Genomic DNA, 15889 nt, shown 5'->3' on the forward strand with positions numbered 1-15889 from the left:
AGGATGTTAAGGCGGGCACCCCCCGGCCGGGGCGGTTCCGGCACGGGCACGAAGCCGCCCCGGCCCACGGGTGGGTCCGACCGCCCGACAGCCGTCGCCCCGACCGCTACAGACGGCGTCCGTAGGGCCGGGCCTGCTGATCAAGGGCGCGCGGGAGCGGGATTCTTCGAGGGCATGACCACCGCATTCACCGGCCTCACCTCTTTCACCGCCGCCGCGTCCTTCACCCTCCGCTTCAGCGCCACCCCGCGCGGCGCCCGGCTGGCCCGGCGGCTGGTCTCGCACCAGATGGACGGCTGGGGGTGGCCCTACCGCACCCCGGCCCACGACGCTGTGGAACTGGTCGTGGCCGAACTGACCGCCAACGCCGTCACCCACGGGCGGGTGCCGGGGCGGGACGCGGAACTGCGGCTCACCCATGACGGTGAGGGACGCATGCTGGTGGAGGTGAGCGACGTACGCGGGGAGCGGCAACCGTGCCCGCTCCGGAGAGCCGGCCGCTCGCGGAGGACGGGCGCGGACTGACGCTGGTGGCGGCGCTGGTCGAGCAGTTAGGCGTGGCCGAACGGGCGGCAGCGCCGGGCAAGACGGTGTGGGCGGTGGTCGCATGCCCTGCGGGGGCACGTGATCGACCCGCCTCGCCAGTACAACGGGTCGGTACGTCGACCGCACCGACCGGCGCTGCGTGAAGAAGGCGCGGCGCCACCGTCCCGGGACTGCCGGCGTCCGGACGGACATGCCGAACGGCAGGAGCGTCCGTACATGGTCCCGCGCCTGCCCCAGCGGCTCCTTCCGGCTCGTCTCACGAAGGAGGGCGCGTCACCAGCCGGTCGGCGACCAGTGCCAGCCAGGTGCTCGGCGCGCAGGGCGCCGGCGGGTCGACCTCCATGCCCAGCTCGGCCAGGGCCAGTGCGCACTCGGGCTCGTCCAGGCCCAGCGCGAGCAGTTCGTGCAGCTCGCCGACCAGACGGGCGACCAACTGTGCGTCGGTCGTGGCCCGGTAGTCGTCGACGGCGGCGTCGTGGTCGGTGAACTCGTCCGGCATGTCCTGGGAGAACCAGCCGCCGAGGAACTGGCCGAGTTCGGGGAAGCGGGCCTGCCACTCCGCGTGCGTGGCCGGGACGGCCGGGGGCGGCACCTCGCCCTGCTCGATGCTGTGCCTGAGGTGATCGGCCAGGCAGTACAGCCACTGCCGGACCTCGCCCTCGGGCAGGCCGACGTCGGGCACGGAGTAGAACTCGCCGAGGCGCAGCCGCAGCCGTCCCGGCGGGTTGTCGGCGTACTCCCGCAACTGGCGCTCGGCGACGGCGAGGGCCCAGGGCCGGGTGTGCCACGTGTGGCGCAGATAGGCGATCAGGGCCTCGCCGGGCTGCTCCGGGGTGTCGTCGGCCGGCTGTCCCGCGTAGGCGCGGATCACCTGGTCGAGTTCGCCGTAGCGGCGGTCGTGTTCGAGGGGGTTCAGGGGCACGGTGGTCGCCTCTCCAGGGGCTACAGGTAGACGGGAAAGGTCGCCTGGACGGTGAACCCGTGGGGCCGGGAGGCGTCCCGCCTGAGAACCACCCGGGCGCTCCGTACGTCGACGGGACCACGCCCCGCCAGCATCATCGCCTGGAGCAGCACCCGCCCCACCGGTTCCTCCCGCGACGGCCAGGACGCCTCGATCGTCAGACGGGCGCGGGTGGACCGGGCGAGCCAGCGGTGGATGAGCTGCTCGTTGGCGGTGACCACCTGCTGGGTGGCCCACTGGGCCGTCTCCCGGTCGGGATAGGTCGACGTTCTGGTACGCACGGGAGTTGTCTCGGACACGATGACCACCTCGTGGGGAAGGGTTGCGGGGCACCACGGCAGGCCCTCTCCGACGGGGCCGGAGGACGCCACGGAAACGTACACGTCGTCCAGGATCCGCAAGGCGGCTGCCCCGGTCTTTCGGTGCGGCCTTTCTCCTCAGGCGTCCTCGAACCTCCAGGCCACCAGGATCCGTTCCGCTGTCACCCCGATCAGGCAGACGTCATAAAGCGTGATGGCGAGGGAGTTCCAGTGGAATCCGGACACCAGGAAATCCGCGTCTTCCCCGTCTTCGGCGTGACCGTGGTTCGTGAAGAATTCGACGGAATCCCCCACCGCCTCCAGGACCTCACGAAAACACGTGTCCCTGGCGGCATCCGGCTCACGAAGTGAGGGATCCACGCCCTCGTAGAAGGAGCCCAGCGCGAGGAGCTTCAGCAAGTCCTGCGCGCCTTCTTTCCCGACGGGCAGGAGGCTCTCCCTCACCAGCTCGCCGGTCACCTCCTCGAACATCGGCGCCGGGTCGACACCCGCGCTCTCCCCGCGTACTTCACCGCGTGTGAACGCCACCAGGTCGTCAACCCAGTCCGCACGAGTCCTGGGTGCCAGACAGAGGACAGTCCGATGCGGGTCGAACAGGGCGGTCGCGCACTCGGGCAGGGAACCTACGCTCACGGAAATCACTCACTCGGGTACATGGGTCACTTGGGCATGGAAGTCAGGACGACGTAAGGCGGGTCGATTCCGTTCTTGTACTTCAGAATCACCTTGACGCTGTACGTGTCGTGAGCGGACGTCGAACCGCTCGGAATGGTTCTGCCCGTGGCGTGGTCGAATTCCACCGGATCCAGTTCCAGCTTCGAGTTGTCGGTCCGGGGCCGGGACAGCCAGTTCTCGATCTTCCCGGGGTTGTTGACCCCGACATTCGGTTTGCCGGCGTTGGCCGGACTGTCGGAGGGGCCGATCTCGTCCATGGCGCCCTGGGTCGCCTTCTGCGCGGTGGCGAGGTCGGTGAAGGTGGATGCGGCGTTGATCCCCGGCTGGTCGCGAAGGCGGTTCAGGAGTTGCGCGTCGCTCTGCCCGACGTGCTTGTCGATGACGTGGCTCTTGTGCACGCCCTCCTGGTTCGCGAGGTCGACCGTGTAGAAGTGGTTGTCCTTGTCCTCGCCCGGGACGGTGTAGAGCGGCTGCTCCCTGAAGTCGTTGAGCGAGCGGGCGCCGAAGGCCTCGGCCCGTGCCTCCTCGGCGGCGTACGTGGGGACGCTGTTCCCGGCCTCGTCCAATGCCGGCTTGAGCCTCACCAAGCCGTCGCCGAGATCGTGGATCCTGCGGTTGTAGGAGTCCACCGCCTCATCGAGGCGGCCGGTGTCGATGTTGGCGATGAACTCACCGGCGAGCTCGGGGAGCTTCCCGAGGAGTTCGAAGAGATCCTTGAAGCTCTTCATCGTGAAGGTTTTGGCCGCCGCGTCCTTGTAGACCTCGATGATGACGGACCGGACCTTCGTCACTTCCGTGCCGACCCCGTCGCACGCTGTCGCCACGTCCCGCGCGGTGTCCTGGAGAACGTCCAGCGCGGGTTGCTTGCCCTCGCGGTGGGCCCACTTGTAGCCGTGGTGCTCCTTGCCCCAGTCCGACGTGCCCCACATCGCCGAGCAGAACTGCTTCATCGCGCCCTGCCACTCGTCGTGCCCCACCGCGGGGTTGGTGAGGTAGGCGATGGCGTCGTCGAAGGCCTCCGCGGACGTCTTGGCGTCCTTGGCGGCCTGCCGCCAGAGCTTGGCGATCTCCGGCAGGGCGAGGTCGTCGCCGCCGGGGGTGATGTCGGCGACCTTGCCGTGGCGCAGGGCGTGACCGAGGATCGGGCGCAGGACCTCGGCGCCGATCGTGCTCAACGCCCCGGAGACCTCGTCGATGATCGCGTTGCCCCAGCCGTCCTCGCCCCGGGCACCGCCCCAGCCGAGGTCGGCGACGGGGCCGGCCACGCCCGCGTTCCTGAGGACGTCCGGCGGGTTCTTCGTCGCCACCGCCGGGGTCAGCGGGTGGGTGGCGTGGTCCGCCTGCGCGTAGTTGTTGGCCGTCACCGTGAGGCCGACGGCCGCACCGCCGACGCCCTCCGTCGTCTTGTTCCACACGTCGAGGAAGGAGGCGGCGACATCGGCATACGCTTTGACGAAAGCCTCCGGACCCGTGCCGCATCCGACCGCGTGCGCGTACCCGTCGAGCGCACCGACCAGGTTCCTGGCACGGCCGGCGAAGTCGTACTGCGCGTTGCGCAACATGTACGACGCGTAGTACACGTGCTGCGGCTGGACGTCGAAGCCGACGAGGTTGCCCGGCGGTGCCGGTTTCAACGCCTCCAGTTCGGCCGCGCGCTCATCACGGTCCGAGTTCGAGTCGCCGCGGGAGATGTCCTTGCCGTCGGGGTCGGTCAGCCCGCCGGGCGACGGGTGGGGCGTGGGCACGGTGGCGCCCGTCCCGGACGGCTGGACGGTTCCGCCGCCCGTCGACGGGGTGGGTGTGGGGACCGGCGTGGCCATCAGAGCGCACCCCAGCCGCGCAGCACCGCCCGGTGCGCCGCCGTGTAGTTGAGATGCCCGGTGGTGACGAAGTCGTGCAGCCACTTCTGAGCCGCTTCCAGGTCCTGGGCCGAGCGGTCCCATTCGTCGAGCTTCTCGACGAAGACCTCCCTGGTATCGCCCCGCCAGGACAGCACCACCGGCTCCACGCGGCCGTACAGTGCCTCCAGCCTCTCGTTGAGCTGCTTGAGGATGTCCTCCAGGTCACCGGCCAGTTCCTGGAGCGTTCCGAAGGAGACCGTGATCTGCTCCTGCGGCGTCGTCCCGTCCGACATGCTTCCCCCTTGATGTGATCCGTGGCGGCCGTGTGCGGAATCCGACGCCGTACGTCAGTACCCGTCGAGAGGGCTGCGCGGGGGCGTCGTCGGCTCCGGGTTCGGGGTGGAGAGCCGGTCGACCTCCCCGGTGACGTCCACCTGGATCCGGCGCATCCCGTCGAGCACATCGAGGTCGGTCCCGGAGAAACCGTCTCTGCTCAGCAGCACGGCCTGTCGCAACAGCTTCACCACTTCCCGGATACGTACGGCGTCCTCGGCGGCGGCCCGGTGGAACTCCCGGTACGCCGTCCCCGCCGGGCCCCGCCAGCCCGCCTCGATCCGGTCCACGATCGCGTCCATACGCGTGACCTGTCTGTCCAGGTGATCACGCATGTCGTCGAGATCACCCGCGAGCTTCGTCAGATCCGCATCGGTCACTTTGAGGTCCGAGGTGCCTCCCGCCCGGAAGCCGGCCCCGTGCTGCCCCATATCGCACCCCCGCCCCATGGGTGTCATCGATCCCTGAAAATGCAGCAACCAGCATATGGAGAGCCCTGCTCGTGTCCTCTCCCGGCTCGCCCGTCGCTCCGCTCCCTTCACATCTCTGCGGGCCATCCCGCCTCGATGTCCCGGGCTGGCAGGACGAGAAGCACATGCGAGGGACACCGAGGGGAACGGGAGCAGCCGATGGCCAGGGGTGGCGACACCGTCGTACCGAGGGACGTCCTCGACTCAAGGAGGATGTCTACGCCGGCGACTTCAAGGTCGAGCTGTCCAAGGGGTTCAAGGGCGACTCGGCCGGGCGGGTCGAGGAGTACGTCGTCACGCCGCAGCTCCGGGAACAGTTCGACAAGGCGCTGAAACCGGTGCGCGGCGCGGTGCGCAAGAACGCCTCGTACGCCGCCTGCCTCCACGGCTCCTTCGGCGTCGGCAAGAGCCACTTCCTGACCGTGCTGCACGCCGTCCTCGACGGGGACGCCGCGGCGCGGCCGGGCCCCGGCTGCGGGAGGTCATCGCCGAGCACGACGACGTCGTGGAAACGCCGAGGCCCGGCACCCCTCTCGGGGGCCGGGCCTCGGTGACCGACGTGCGTCAGTGGGAGTGGCCGTGGCCGTGTCCGGCGGCGGCGGGCTCCTCTTCTTCCTTCTTCTCGACGACCAGGGTCTCGGTCGTCAGGAGGAGGGAGGCGATGGAGGCGGCGTTCTCCAGGGCGGAGCGGGTGACCTTGACCGGGTCGATGACGCCGGCCTTGACCAGGTCGCCGTACTCGCCGGTCGCGGCGTTGAAGCCCTGGCCCTTGTCCAGCTCGGCGACCTTGGAGGTGATGACGTAGCCCTCCAGGCCGGCGTTCTCGGCGATCCAGCGCAGCGGCTCGACGGCGGCGCGGCGGACGACGGCGACACCGGTGGCCTCGTCGCCGGTCTTGTCGAGGTTGCCCTCGAGAACCTTCACAGCGTGGACGAGCGCGGAGCCACCACCGGAGACGATGCCCTCCTCGACCGCGGCGCGGGTCGCGGAGATGGCGTCCTCCAGGCGGTGCTTCTTCTCCTTCAGCTCCACCTCGGTGGCGGCGCCGACCTTGATCACGCACACGCCGCCGGCCAGCTTCGCGAGGCGCTCCTGGAGCTTCTCGCGGTCCCAGTCGGAGTCCGTGTTCTCGATCTCGGCCTTGATCTGGGCGACGCGGCCCGTGACCTCTTCGGAGTTGCCGGCACCGTCGACGACCGTGGTGTCGTCCTTGGTGACGGTGACGCGGCGGGCGGAGCCGAGCACGTCGATGCCGACCTGGTCGAGCTTGAGGCCGACCTCCTCGGAGATGACGGTGGCGCCGGTGAGGACGGCCAGGTCCTGGAGCATCGCCTTGCGGCGGTCGCCGAAGCCGGGGGCCTTCACCGCGACGGCGTTGAAGGTGCCGCGGATCTTGTTCACGACCAGGGTCGACAGGGCCTCGCCCTCGACGTCCTCGGCGATGATCAGCAGCGGGCGGGAGGAGTTGGTCTGGATGACCTTCTCCAGCAGCGGCAGCAGGTCGGCGATGGAGGAGATCTTGCCCTGGTTGATGAGGATGTAGGGGTCCTCGAGGACGGCCTCCATGCGCTCCTGGTCCGTCACGAAGTACGGCGACAGGTAACCCTTGTCGAAGGCCATGCCCTCGGTGAAGTCCAGCTCCAGACCGAAGGTGTTGGACTCCTCGACGGTGATGACACCGTCCTTGCCGACCTTGTCCATGGCCTCGGCGATGAGCTCGCCGACCTGCTGGTCCTGGGCGGACAGCGCGGCGACGGCGGCGATGTCGGACTTCTCGTCGATCGGGCGGGCCGTGGCGAGCAGCTCGTCGGAGACGGCCTTGACCGCGGCGTCGATGCCCTTCTTGAGCAGGGCGGGCGACGCGCCGGCGGCGACGTTCCGCAGGCCCTCGCGGACCAGCGCCTGGGCGAGCACGGTGGCGGTGGTGGTGCCGTCACCCGCGATGTCGTTGGTCTTGGTCGCCACCTCCTTCACCAGCTGCGCGCCGAGGTTCTCGTACGGGTCGTCGAGCTCGACCTCGCGGGCGATGGTGACACCGTCGTTGGTGATGGTGGGGGCGCCGAACTTCTTGTCGATGACGACGTTGCGGCCCTTGGGGCCGATCGTCACCTTGACCGTGTCGGCAAGCTTGTTGACGCCGCGCTCGAGGGCGCGACGGGCGTCCTCGTCGAACTTCAGGATCTTCGCCATGGGAGCGGTTCAGCCCTCTCGGAAAAAGTGGGAGAAACGAACTGCGCCCCCGGCACCCGGCTTCACAAACACGCGGGGCCAGGAGCGCAGTTCACTGCAAAACTGGGTGAATTACTTCTCGATGATCGCGAGCACGTCGCGAGCCGAGAGGACGAGGTACTCCTCGCCGTTGTACTTCACCTCGGTGCCGCCGTACTTGCTGTAAAGGACGACGTCGCCGACCTTGACGTCGAGCGGCAGGCGCTCGCCGTTCTCGAAGCGGCCCGGGCCCACGGCGAGGACGGCGCCCTCCTGGGGCTTCTCCTTCGCGGTGTCCGGGATGACCAGGCCAGAAGCCGTGGTCTGCTCGGCGTCGAGCGGCTGGACCACAATGCGGTCCTCGAGCGGCTTGATGGCAACCTTGGAGCTGGTGGTCGTCACGATCCGACCTCCCCCTTCGGAGATCTCACGGGGTTAACTGTCTGAGGTGGCGACCAGGTGGATCCGTCGTCGCGGGTGCCGGACCTGCCCGTCGCGTAGTTGGCACTCTCCAGTGGGGAGTGCCAGGACTGAGACTATGACCGCGATTAGCACTCGGTCAAGCGGAGTGCCAATGCCGTGCGTCGCGCGTGCCGGAATCCGGGTCGGGATCCGGGCCGTGCGGGAAGCCGACGCCCGGTACCTGGTGCCCTGTGCCCTCTGCCCGGCGCCCGGTGTCACCGCGGCAAGGGGAGCCCTCAGAGGTAGTCCTCCAGTCGGCCCACCGTCAGGCCCTGTTCCTGGACGCGCCGCAGCAGCCTCGTCGTGCGTTCCCGCAGGCTCGGCCCCCGGGTCCCGTCGGGGTCGACGGCGACGACGTCCCCGGGGCGCAGGCGGCGGGAGCCGTGGGTGTAGGTGAGGTCGGCGGGGCCCATGGAGGCCCGCCAGAGGACGACGGCGGTGATCCCGCAGTCGGCGGCCGCGCGCAGGGTGGTCGCGTCGTACGTGCCGTAGGGCGGCCGGAACAGGCGGGGGCGCAGGCCGAAGCGGGCCCTGAGCTTGTCCTGCTGGCCGCAGATCTCGGCGCGCTGGCCCGCGTAGGGCAGGCCGCGCAGGGCGGCGTGGTCGAGGGTGTGGTTGTGGAGGCCGGCGCCGACCGACCGCAGCCGGGCGAAGTGGGCGTAGCCCGGGCCCACCACGCTGTCGGTGAGGAACATGCTGACAGGGAGGCGCAGTTCGCGGACCATGGTGACGAAGCGGGGGTCGCGTTCGGCGCCGTCGTCGTAGGTGAGGAAGACGACCTTGTCGCGGGTCGGGACGCGGTCGACGACCGGCGGGAGCGCGGGGCCGGCCGAGCCGCCCGCGAGGGGGCCCGCCACCGGCGTGCGGGTGGGAACGGGAGCGGGGGCGAGCGGGGCGGCCAGACCCCAGCGGCGGTACGGCCGCTCCGCGACCGGCGGGTGCGGGCGTGCGGTCCGCCCGGCGTCCGCTCCCGTGGGCGGCCCCGTGGAGCGTGCCCGGTCCGTCGCCGTGCGGCCCGGGTGCCCGATCGGGTCGGCCGGCCCGGCGCAGCCGGTCAGCGCCACCGCGAGGGCCACGACGGACGTGAGCGGCGCGGTCCGCCTCCTCACAGGTAGTCCTCCAGCCGGGCCACCGCGTAGCCCTTCTCGGTGACCAGGTCCAGGAAGCGGCGGACCATGTCGGGCATGGTGCCCTTCCAGTCGGCGCGGCCGCGGAAGTGGGTGAGGACGATGTCGCCGGGGTGGAGGTCGCGGTCCCACTCGCGGTAGTCCCAGTGGTCGGCGAAGACCTCCTCGTTCCACAGCGGCGCGTACTTCACTCCGCAGGTCTTCGCGGCGCGCAGGGTGTCGCGGTCGTAGTTGCCGAAGGGCGGGCGGAAGAGGGCGGGGCGCCTGCCGTAGCGCTTCTCGATGACGTCCTGCATGCCGCAGATCTCGCGCTTCTGGCCGCTGTAGGAGAGGGCGGGCAGGTAGGGGTGGTGGAGGGTGTGGTTGTTCAGGGTCACCCCCGCGTCCCGCATCCTCGTGAAGTAGCCGTAGTCCTCCTTGACGAGGTAGTCGCTGAGGAAGGCCGTGTAGGGGATCTTCAGGTCGCTCATCATGCGCAGGAACGCCGGGTCCTTCTCGGCGCCGTCGTCGATGGTGAGGAAGACGATCTTGTCCTCGGTGGGGACGGTGGTGAAGACCGGCGGGAGGCCCAGTTCCTCGTGGCCGTCGACCTCGAAGCCCTGGCGGGTGGTGATCCTCGGCTTCGTCGCGGGCGGGGCGGGGGGTGCCAGGGGGACCTTCCGCAGTCGCCAGCGGGCGGCGGCCGCGGTCCGGGCGGCGTGCTCGGCACGCAGTCCGGCGGCGTAGGCGCGCAGGGCGTCGGCGGGCTGTCCCTGGAGCGGCTGCCGGCCGGGGGCGGGACGGCCGGCAGCCGGGGTGCCGGAAGCACAGCCGGAGGCGAGGGCGGCCACGGCGAGGACCGCGACGCCGGTCCTGACCCCCACCCGCCGCATCCCCTTTTTATAGTTTTGTACGACTGATCCTGATCCCATGGCGCCGGATCCTCGCAGTCGCGTCCGCGCGATCCGGCCCGACACCTCCGCCGGAGGCGCACCATCCACCGACTGGCCCACAATGACCCGGTGAACGACCTCGCCCCGCTCCTCACCCCCGAGGGCCGCGCCCTCCTCGACGCCGTGCGCGGCACCGCCCCGGCCGACGAACTGGCCGTCGCCACCAGGCTGCGCCGCGACCATCCCGCCGAGCTGGTCTCGGCGGCGCTCGGACAGGCCCGGCTGCGGCAGCGCGCGGCGGCGAAGTTCGGGGCCGGGGACGCGGAGCGGATGTTCTTCACCCCGAACGGGGTCGAGCAGTCGACGCGCGCGAGCGTCGCCGCCCACCGCGCCGAGCGGATGCGGTCGCTCGGCGTGGCCTCGGTCGCCGACCTGTGCTGCGGGATCGGCGGCGACGCGATCGCGCTGGCCCGCGCGGGGATCAGGGTGCTCGCCGTGGACCGCGACCCGCTGACGGCGGCGGTGGCGCGGGCCAACGCCGAGGCGCTGGGGCTCGCCGCTCTGATCGAGGTGCGCGAGGCGGACGTCACGGAGGTCGACACGGACGGGTACGACGCCGTGTTCGTCGACCCCGCGCGGCGGGGCGGCCGGGGACGGATCTTCGACCCGGAGGCCTACTCACCGCCGCTGTCCTGGGCGGTCGGGGCGGCCCTGAAGGCCCCGCACGGCGCGCTGAAGGTCGCCCCCGGCATCCCGCACGAGGTCGTGCCCGCCGGGGCCGAGGCCGAGTGGATCTCCGACGGCGGGGACGTGAAGGAGGCCGTGCTGTGGTTCGGCACCGAACCGGGCGCGGTGCGCGCCACCCTCCTGCCCGGCCCGCGCACCCTGCTCGGCACCGGCCTGCCCGACCCCGCGGTGCGGCCGGTGGGGCGCTACCTGTACGAGCCGGACGGCGCCGTCATCCGGGCCCACCTGGTGGCCGAGGTCGCCCGGGACCTGGGCGGCGGCCTGGTCGACGAGACCATCGCCTACGTCACCGCGGACACCCTGCGGCCGACGCCGTACGCCACCGCCTACGAGATCACCGACCGGCTGCCCTTCAACGTCAAGAAGCTCAAGGCGCTGCTGCGGGAGCGGGGGGTGGGGATCCTCACCGTGAAGAAGCGCGGTTCGGCGGTGGAGCCGGAGGAACTGCGCAGGAAGGTCAAGCCTCAGGGACCGCACTCGGCGACCGTGTTCCTGACCCGGGTCGCGGGGGCGCCGACGATGCTGGTCGGCCACCCGGCGCTCGTCGGTCACCCGGCCTGAGCGGCGCGGCGCAGCAGCAGCTCCCGTTCCCGCGCGTTGCCGGTCAGCCGCGCGGCCCGCTCGAACTCCGCGGACGCCTCCGCCGTACGGCTCAGGCGCCGGAGCAGGTCGCCGCGGACGCTGGGGAGCAGGTGGTAGTCGCGCAGGGCCGGTTCGGCGGCGAGGGCGTCGACGATCCGCAGGGCCGGTTCCGGTCCCTCGGCCATCGACACGGCGACCGCCCGGTTGAGTTCGACCACCGGGGACGGGGCGCGGGCCGCGAGGAGGCCGTAGAGGGCGGCGATGGCACGCCAGTCGGTCTCCTCGTAGGAGTACGCGTGCGCGTGGCAGGCGGCGATGGCTGCCTGGAGGACGTACGGGCCGGGCGGGCCGCCGGCGGTGGCCCCGGCCCGGCCGAGGGCGGTGATGCCGCGGGCGACGAGCAGGCGGTTCCAGCGGCGGCGGTCCTGGTCCGCCAGCAGTACCGGGGTGCCGTCGGGGGCGGTGCGGGCGGCCGTGCGCGAGCACTGGAACTCCAGCAGCGCGGCCAGGCCGTGCACCTCGGGCTCCTTCGGCATCAGGGCCGCCAGCAGGCGGGCCAGCCGCAGGGCGTCCTCGCACAGCCCCGGACGCAGCCAGTCGTCGCCCGCGGTGGCCGCGTACCCCTCGTTGAAGATCAGGTAGATGACGTCGAGGACGGAGCCGAGCCGGGCCTCGCGATCGGGTCCGTACGGCACCTCGAAGGCGACGTTCTTCCTGGCCAGGGTGCGTTTGGCGCGGACGATCCGCTGGGCGACCGTCGGCTCGGGCGCGAGGAAGGCACGCGCGATCTCGGCCGTGGTGAGTCCGCCGAGGAGCCGCAGGGTGAGCGCGGTGCGGGCCTCGGCGGACAGCACGGGGTGACAGGTGGTGAAGACGAGACGGAGCAGGTCGTCGTCGATGTCCTCGGGGTCGGAGGGCTCGGGCGCGGGTGCCGTGGTCTCCAGGTCCCGGCCGATCTCGGCGAGTTTGCGGGCGTACGTCTCCCGGCGGCGGACCAGGTCGACGGCGCGGTGCCGGGCGGTGGCGGTGAGCCAGGCGCCGGGGTTGTCGGGGACGCCCTCGCGGGGCCAGCGCTCCAGCGCGGCCACCAGGGCGTCCTGCGTGAGTTCCTCGGCGATGCCGACGTCCCGGACGATCCGGGCGACGGCGGCGACGACGCGGGGCGACTCCAGGCGGAAGACGGTCTCCAGGGCTGCCGTGGCGGTGCGGGGGCCGGCGGTGGGCTGTCGGTTCACAGCCCACCATCGAACACCTTCCGGGGGCCGCGGGGAAGCGGCTCCGGCCCGCCCCGGCCTCACCCCGGCCTCCCGCCCCGGTCTTCCCCGCCGGCCTCCGCGCCCGGCCTCAGCCCTCCGCGATCTCCCGGACCTCCAGGGTCATGGTCCAGTCGTCGCCGTGGACCTTCAGGAAGCGCTTGGACCACTCGATCGCCTCGGCCATGTCCTTGCACTGCATGAGCGCGTAGCCGCCGACGACCTCCTTGGTCTCGGTGAAGGGGCCGTCGGTGACGGAGAGCTCGCCGCCGTTCAGGTGGACGCGGGTGCCCTGCTCGGAGGGGAGCAGACCGCCCGTGTCGAGCATGACGCCGGCCTTGGTGATCTCCTCGATCAGCTCGCCCATCCGCTGCATCAGCTCGGGGCTCGGGCCGCCGGCCGGCCTGGTCGACTCGTCGATCTTCACGAGGGACAGGTAGCGGGGCATGGTGACTCCTCGGGTGGTGCGGGCCGGGCTCCTCCCGGCCTCTCACCCGTACGTCGAACGGGGAACGGCCGGATCGACACCCCCGACGGAAAACTTCGGGATTTTTTTTCCGGGACGGGGATCGGGCGACGGGAACCAGGGTTCAAGGGGCGGGAACCAGGGGGCGGTGGCCGGCGAACAGGGCCGGGAACCAGGATCCGGAGAGCGGGGATCAGGCCCGTCCGAGCGTTTCCCACAGGTCGCCCGCCCCGGGCTCGTCGGGGACGACCCGGTTGGGGTCCGAGGGGGCCGGCACGACCGGCATGGTGACGGTGGTGACGTTCGCGGCGGACAGGCCCTCCAGGCTCCGGGCGAGTTCCGTCAGTTCGGTGAGGGAGTCGAGGCCGGTGTCGGTGGTGAGGCTGCCGGTGGCCGCGTCGGCGACCCGGTAGAGCCGGGCGGGGTCGGTCAGCAGGTCGGTCGTGGAGATCTGCTCCAGCAGGGCCTTCACCAGGGTCTGCTGGAGCCCGATGCGGCCGAGGTCGCTGCCGTCGCCGATGCCGTGCCGGGTGCGGGCGAGGGCGAGGGCCCGGGTGCCGTCGAGGTGGTGGGTGCCGGCCGCGAGGCTGAGACGGCTGTCCTCGTCCTCGATGTCCTCGGTGGTGGTGACGGTGACCCCGCCGAGCGCGTCCACGAGTTTCGCGAAGCCGGCGAAGTCGACCTCGACGAAGTGGTCCATGCGGACACCCGTGAGCGACTCCACGGTCTTGACCGCGCAGACCGGACCGCCCAGCGCGTAGGCGCTGTTGAACATCGCGCCGCGGGCGGCCTCGGTCGAGCCGCCGGAGGGCAGCGGGCAGGAGGGGCGGGTGACGAGGGTGTCGCGCGGGATGCTGACCACTGTGGCGCCGGTGCGGCCGGCGTCGACGTGCACGACCATCGCGGTGTCGGAGCGGGCCCCGGAGCTGTCCCCGCCGCCGAGCTCCCGGTTCTCCTCGCCGCTGCGCGAGTCCGAGCCGAGGACCAGGACGGTGACGGCCCCGGTGGGCAGTGGGGCGGCGGAGGCGGTGCCGGACGGGGTGGTGACCGCGCGGGCCGGACGGTCGTCGCCGAGCGCGCTGTCGACGTCGACGCCGCGGATGTTGTCGTTCAGGTGCCAGTAGGCCCAGCCCGCCGCGGCCGCGCCCAGCACCAGGGCGCCGGCCAGGGTGAGGCCGACGGCCTTGAACGCTCTCGACCGCCGGCCCCGCCGCCCTCCCCCGCTCACCCCCTCGGGCCCGGCCCCGGGCGTGCCGCCGTGCGCGTCCCCGTGTCCGTTCGCCTCGTGCTCGCTCGCCTCGTGTCCCGTCACAGAGGGGAACGTACGTCCGCATGATGAGCGGAATGTGAGGAACGGCGCAGCGAACAGACTTTCTTCGGAAAATCTTACGATTGAAGTGTCACGTTCACCCCAGAGTCACCGTGGGCACCGGATTGCTCCCGCTCCACGACCCGTTGAACCCGAAGGTCACCGAACCGCCGTCGGGAACCGTCCCGTTGTACGAGGCGTTGGAACAGGTGACGGCCGCCAGCGGCGTGTCGGCGGCGTGGGCGGTACCGGCGGTGATCAGCGCGCCGACGGCGGCCGCCCCGGCCGGCAGGGCGGCCGGCCTGGCACGGAGCGACGGACGCGGGCTCCTCCTCGGCGGAGCCGACGGGGCCGGGGGCGCCCCCTCCGGACGGGGACCCGTCCTCGACGGGCGGGAGGACGGAACGGGACGGGAGGATCTCATGACGGGCGCCTCCGAAAGTTTCGGCTGTGCAACCGATTGACTTCGGAGGAGTGTGGAGGCGTCCCCACCACCCGTCAACACGTCACCTTCCGGCCAACGGCGGCGCCCCCGTGCTCGCCCGCACCACCAGACTGGTCGCCAGCTCCACCCGGGTCGCGGCGGGCGCGTCCCCGGAGCGCCCCAGCTCCAGCACCAGCCGGGCGGCCGCCTCGGCCATCTCCGTCAGCGGCTGCCGTACGGTCGTCAGCGGCGGGCCGACCCAGCGGGCCACCGGCAGGTCGTCGAAGCCGACCACGCTCACGTCCTCGGGGATGCGCAGCCCGAGTTCACGGGCGGCCTCATAAAGGCCGAGCGCCTGCAGGTCGTTGCCCGCGAACACGGCGGTGGGCCGGTCGGGGCGGGCGAGCAGCTCGCGGCCGAGCCGGTAGCCGGTCTCGTGGTGGAAGTCGCCGGTCCTGATCATCTCCGGGTCGACCGGCAGCCCGGCCGTCTCCAGGGCCGCGCGGTAGCCGTCGAGCCGGGCCCGGCTGCACATCATCTGCGGGGGCCCGCTGACGGCCCCGATCCGCCGGTGGCCCAGTTCGACCAGGTGCCGGGTGGCGGCGAGGCCGCCCTGCCAGTTGGTGGCGCCGATGGACGGCACGTCGGCGCCGGGATCGCCCGCCGGGTCCATCACCACGAACGGGATGGACCGGCTGGTGAGCAGCGCCCGCTGGGACACGTCGAGCCCGGAGAGCACGAGCACCACGCCGTGCGGCCGGCGCGCGGCCACCTGGTCGGCCCAGCTCCGTCCGGGGGTGAGCCGCCCGGCGCTCTCGCTGAGCACCACGCTCAGCCCGGCGTCCCGGGCCACGTTCTCCACCCCCCGGATGACCTCCATCGCCCAGGCGCTCTCCAGCTCGTGGAAGACCAGGTCGATCAGGGGCGAGCGGGTCGCCTCGGCCCGGCGCCGCCGGTAGCCGTGGGCGCGCAGCAGCTCCTCGACGCGGGACCGGGTGGCGGGGGCGACGTCGGCGCGGCCGTTGAGGACCTTCGAAACAGTCGGCGCCGAGACGCCGGCCTCGCGCGCGATCTCCGCGAGGGTGGCGGTCCGCGCCACGGGTCGCCGTGTGGGCCGGTCTTCCGCCCGCGTCTCAGTGGGCTCCGAGGGTGTCATGGCGGCGATCGTATCCCCGCCCTCCCTCTTGACGAACCCATGAGGACGCCATAGGTTCCCGGAACATTCGAAGTAAAGCTCGAAACATTCGTACCGTTGATTCCCGCTCTGGTGGCTCACCGACCTCTGACAGGAGC

Annotated in this window: 17 protein-coding genes and 1 pseudogene; 3 read left to right on the top strand and 15 right to left on the bottom strand. The window is 71.7% G+C overall.

Annotation, left to right across the window (positions count from 1 at the left end; translation table 11 throughout):
• Window positions 1-174 precede the first annotated feature (174 nt).
• Entirely contained in the window at window positions 175-525 is a 351-nt protein-coding gene (locus tag ACZ5FU_RS04290; RefSeq protein WP_451526952.1) for an ATP-binding protein, read from the top strand.
• Between the two features lie 277 nt (window positions 526-802).
• On the opposite strand, the gene ACZ5FU_RS04295 is transcribed toward ACZ5FU_RS04290, so the two are convergent.
• The 6 genes from ACZ5FU_RS04295 to ACZ5FU_RS04320 all read right to left on the bottom strand — a co-directional run bounded on the left by ACZ5FU_RS04295 (window position 803) and on the right by ACZ5FU_RS04320 (window position 5056).
• The gene (locus ACZ5FU_RS04295; RefSeq protein ID WP_451526953.1) at window positions 803-1468 is read right to left on the bottom strand and encodes a contact-dependent growth inhibition system immunity protein; all 666 of its coding nucleotides are present in this window, start codon (window positions 1466-1468) and stop codon (window positions 803-805) included.
• Between the two features lie 20 nt (window positions 1469-1488).
• Window positions 1489-1788 (bottom strand): RNase A-like domain-containing protein, encoded by a 300-nt coding sequence (locus tag ACZ5FU_RS04300; protein WP_363089076.1) that lies wholly within the window; start codon window positions 1786-1788, stop codon window positions 1489-1491.
• 156 nt (window positions 1789-1944) lie between these two features.
• Window positions 1945-2460 (bottom strand): hypothetical protein, encoded by a 516-nt coding sequence (locus tag ACZ5FU_RS04305; RefSeq protein WP_451777772.1) that lies wholly within the window; start codon window positions 2458-2460, stop codon window positions 1945-1947.
• 26 nt (window positions 2461-2486) lie between these two features.
• Window positions 2487-4322: an RNase A-like domain-containing protein gene (locus ACZ5FU_RS04310; protein ID WP_468833661.1), complete on the bottom strand. Its 1836-nt coding sequence runs from the start codon at window positions 4320-4322 to the stop codon at window positions 2487-2489.
• Entirely contained in the window at window positions 4322-4636 is a 315-nt protein-coding gene (locus ACZ5FU_RS04315; RefSeq protein WP_468643070.1) for a WXG100 family type VII secretion target, read from the bottom strand. Before ACZ5FU_RS04315 ends, ACZ5FU_RS04310 begins: the two co-directional genes overlap by 1 nt.
• A gap of 54 nt (window positions 4637-4690) precedes the next feature.
• Window positions 4691-5056 carry a WXG100 family type VII secretion target gene (locus ACZ5FU_RS04320; protein WP_451777767.1) on the bottom strand — a complete coding sequence of 122 codons (366 nt, stop codon included), beginning with the start codon at window positions 5054-5056 and terminating at the stop codon, window positions 4691-4693.
• Between the two features lie 215 nt (window positions 5057-5271).
• Here ACZ5FU_RS04320 and ACZ5FU_RS04325 point away from each other — a divergent pair, with 215 nt between their 5' ends.
• Window positions 5272-5700 (top strand): hypothetical protein, encoded by a 429-nt coding sequence (locus ACZ5FU_RS04325; RefSeq protein ID WP_468833663.1) that lies wholly within the window; start codon window positions 5272-5274, stop codon window positions 5698-5700.
• 10 nt (window positions 5701-5710) lie between these two features.
• Here the strand turns inward: ACZ5FU_RS04325 and groL are convergent, their stop codons facing one another.
• The 4 genes from groL to ACZ5FU_RS04345 all read right to left on the bottom strand — a co-directional run bounded on the left by groL (window position 5711) and on the right by ACZ5FU_RS04345 (window position 9815).
• Window positions 5711-7336 carry a chaperonin GroEL gene (gene groL, locus ACZ5FU_RS04330; protein ID WP_451526958.1) on the bottom strand — a complete coding sequence of 542 codons (1626 nt, stop codon included), beginning with the start codon at window positions 7334-7336 and terminating at the stop codon, window positions 5711-5713.
• A gap of 111 nt (window positions 7337-7447) precedes the next feature.
• Complete coding sequence (groES, locus tag ACZ5FU_RS04335) at window positions 7448-7756, bottom strand: co-chaperone GroES (RefSeq protein WP_020132158.1); 309 nt, start codon at window positions 7754-7756, stop codon at window positions 7448-7450.
• 296 nt (window positions 7757-8052) lie between these two features.
• Window positions 8053-8925, bottom strand: coding sequence for a polysaccharide deacetylase family protein (locus ACZ5FU_RS04340; protein WP_451526959.1), 873 nt, complete (start codon window positions 8923-8925; stop codon window positions 8053-8055).
• Window positions 8922-9815 (bottom strand): polysaccharide deacetylase family protein, encoded by an 894-nt coding sequence (locus tag ACZ5FU_RS04345; protein WP_451526960.1) that lies wholly within the window; start codon window positions 9813-9815, stop codon window positions 8922-8924. Before ACZ5FU_RS04345 ends, ACZ5FU_RS04340 begins: the two co-directional genes overlap by 4 nt.
• A gap of 129 nt (window positions 9816-9944) precedes the next feature.
• Here ACZ5FU_RS04345 and ACZ5FU_RS04350 point away from each other — a divergent pair, with 129 nt between their 5' ends.
• Complete coding sequence (locus ACZ5FU_RS04350) at window positions 9945-11123, top strand: class I SAM-dependent methyltransferase (protein ID WP_451526961.1); 1179 nt, start codon at window positions 9945-9947, stop codon at window positions 11121-11123.
• Here ACZ5FU_RS04350 and ACZ5FU_RS04355 read toward each other — a convergent pair.
• From ACZ5FU_RS04355 to ACZ5FU_RS04375, 5 genes and pseudogenes are all read right to left on the bottom strand, one after another.
• The gene (locus tag ACZ5FU_RS04355; RefSeq protein ID WP_451526962.1) at window positions 11111-12379 is read right to left on the bottom strand and encodes an RNA polymerase sigma factor; all 1269 of its coding nucleotides are present in this window, start codon (window positions 12377-12379) and stop codon (window positions 11111-11113) included. The genes ACZ5FU_RS04350 and ACZ5FU_RS04355 overlap by 13 nt on opposite strands.
• Window positions 12380-12488: 109 nt before the next feature.
• The gene (locus tag ACZ5FU_RS04360) at window positions 12489-12845 is read right to left on the bottom strand and encodes a YciI family protein (RefSeq protein WP_451526963.1); all 357 of its coding nucleotides are present in this window, start codon (window positions 12843-12845) and stop codon (window positions 12489-12491) included.
• Between the two features lie 211 nt (window positions 12846-13056).
• Window positions 13057-14091 carry an LCP family protein gene (locus tag ACZ5FU_RS04365; protein ID WP_468833870.1) on the bottom strand — a complete coding sequence of 345 codons (1035 nt, stop codon included), beginning with the start codon at window positions 14089-14091 and terminating at the stop codon, window positions 13057-13059.
• Window positions 14092-14269: 178 nt separating this feature from the next.
• Window positions 14270-14392: pseudogene (locus ACZ5FU_RS04370) on the bottom strand (cellulose binding domain-containing protein); the annotation flags it as partial.
• Between the two features lie 286 nt (window positions 14393-14678).
• A complete protein-coding gene (locus tag ACZ5FU_RS04375) occupies window positions 14679-15752 on the bottom strand; it encodes a LacI family DNA-binding transcriptional regulator (protein ID WP_451526964.1) in 1074 nt (357 codons plus the stop codon).
• Window positions 15753-15889: the final 137 nt, after the last annotated feature.

This window comes from Streptomyces sp. NPDC031554 (assembly GCF_055580685.1).

What these genes read in the sequence shown, in the direction of transcription:
- ACZ5FU_RS04290 (WP_451526952.1), top strand. Translation starts at nt 175, where the DNA reads ATGACCACCGCATTCACCGGCCTCACCTCTTTCACCGCCGCCGCGTCC.
- ACZ5FU_RS04310 (WP_468833661.1), bottom strand. Translation starts at nt 4,322, where the DNA reads ATGGCCACGCCGGTCCCCACACCCACCCCGTCGACGGGCGGCGGAACC.
- ACZ5FU_RS04315 (WP_468643070.1), bottom strand. Translation starts at nt 4,636, where the DNA reads ATGTCGGACGGGACGACGCCGCAGGAGCAGATCACGGTCTCCTTCGGA.
- ACZ5FU_RS04325 (WP_468833663.1), top strand. Translation starts at nt 5,272, where the DNA reads ATGCGAGGGACACCGAGGGGAACGGGAGCAGCCGATGGCCAGGGGTGG.
- groL (WP_451526958.1), bottom strand. Translation starts at nt 7,336, where the DNA reads ATGGCGAAGATCCTGAAGTTCGACGAGGACGCCCGTCGCGCCCTCGAG.
- ACZ5FU_RS04345 (WP_451526960.1), bottom strand. Translation starts at nt 9,815, where the DNA reads ATGCGGCGGGTGGGGGTCAGGACCGGCGTCGCGGTCCTCGCCGTGGCC.
- ACZ5FU_RS04360 (WP_451526963.1), bottom strand. Translation starts at nt 12,845, where the DNA reads ATGCCCCGCTACCTGTCCCTCGTGAAGATCGACGAGTCGACCAGGCCG.
- ACZ5FU_RS04375 (WP_451526964.1), bottom strand. Translation starts at nt 15,752, where the DNA reads ATGACACCCTCGGAGCCCACTGAGACGCGGGCGGAAGACCGGCCCACA.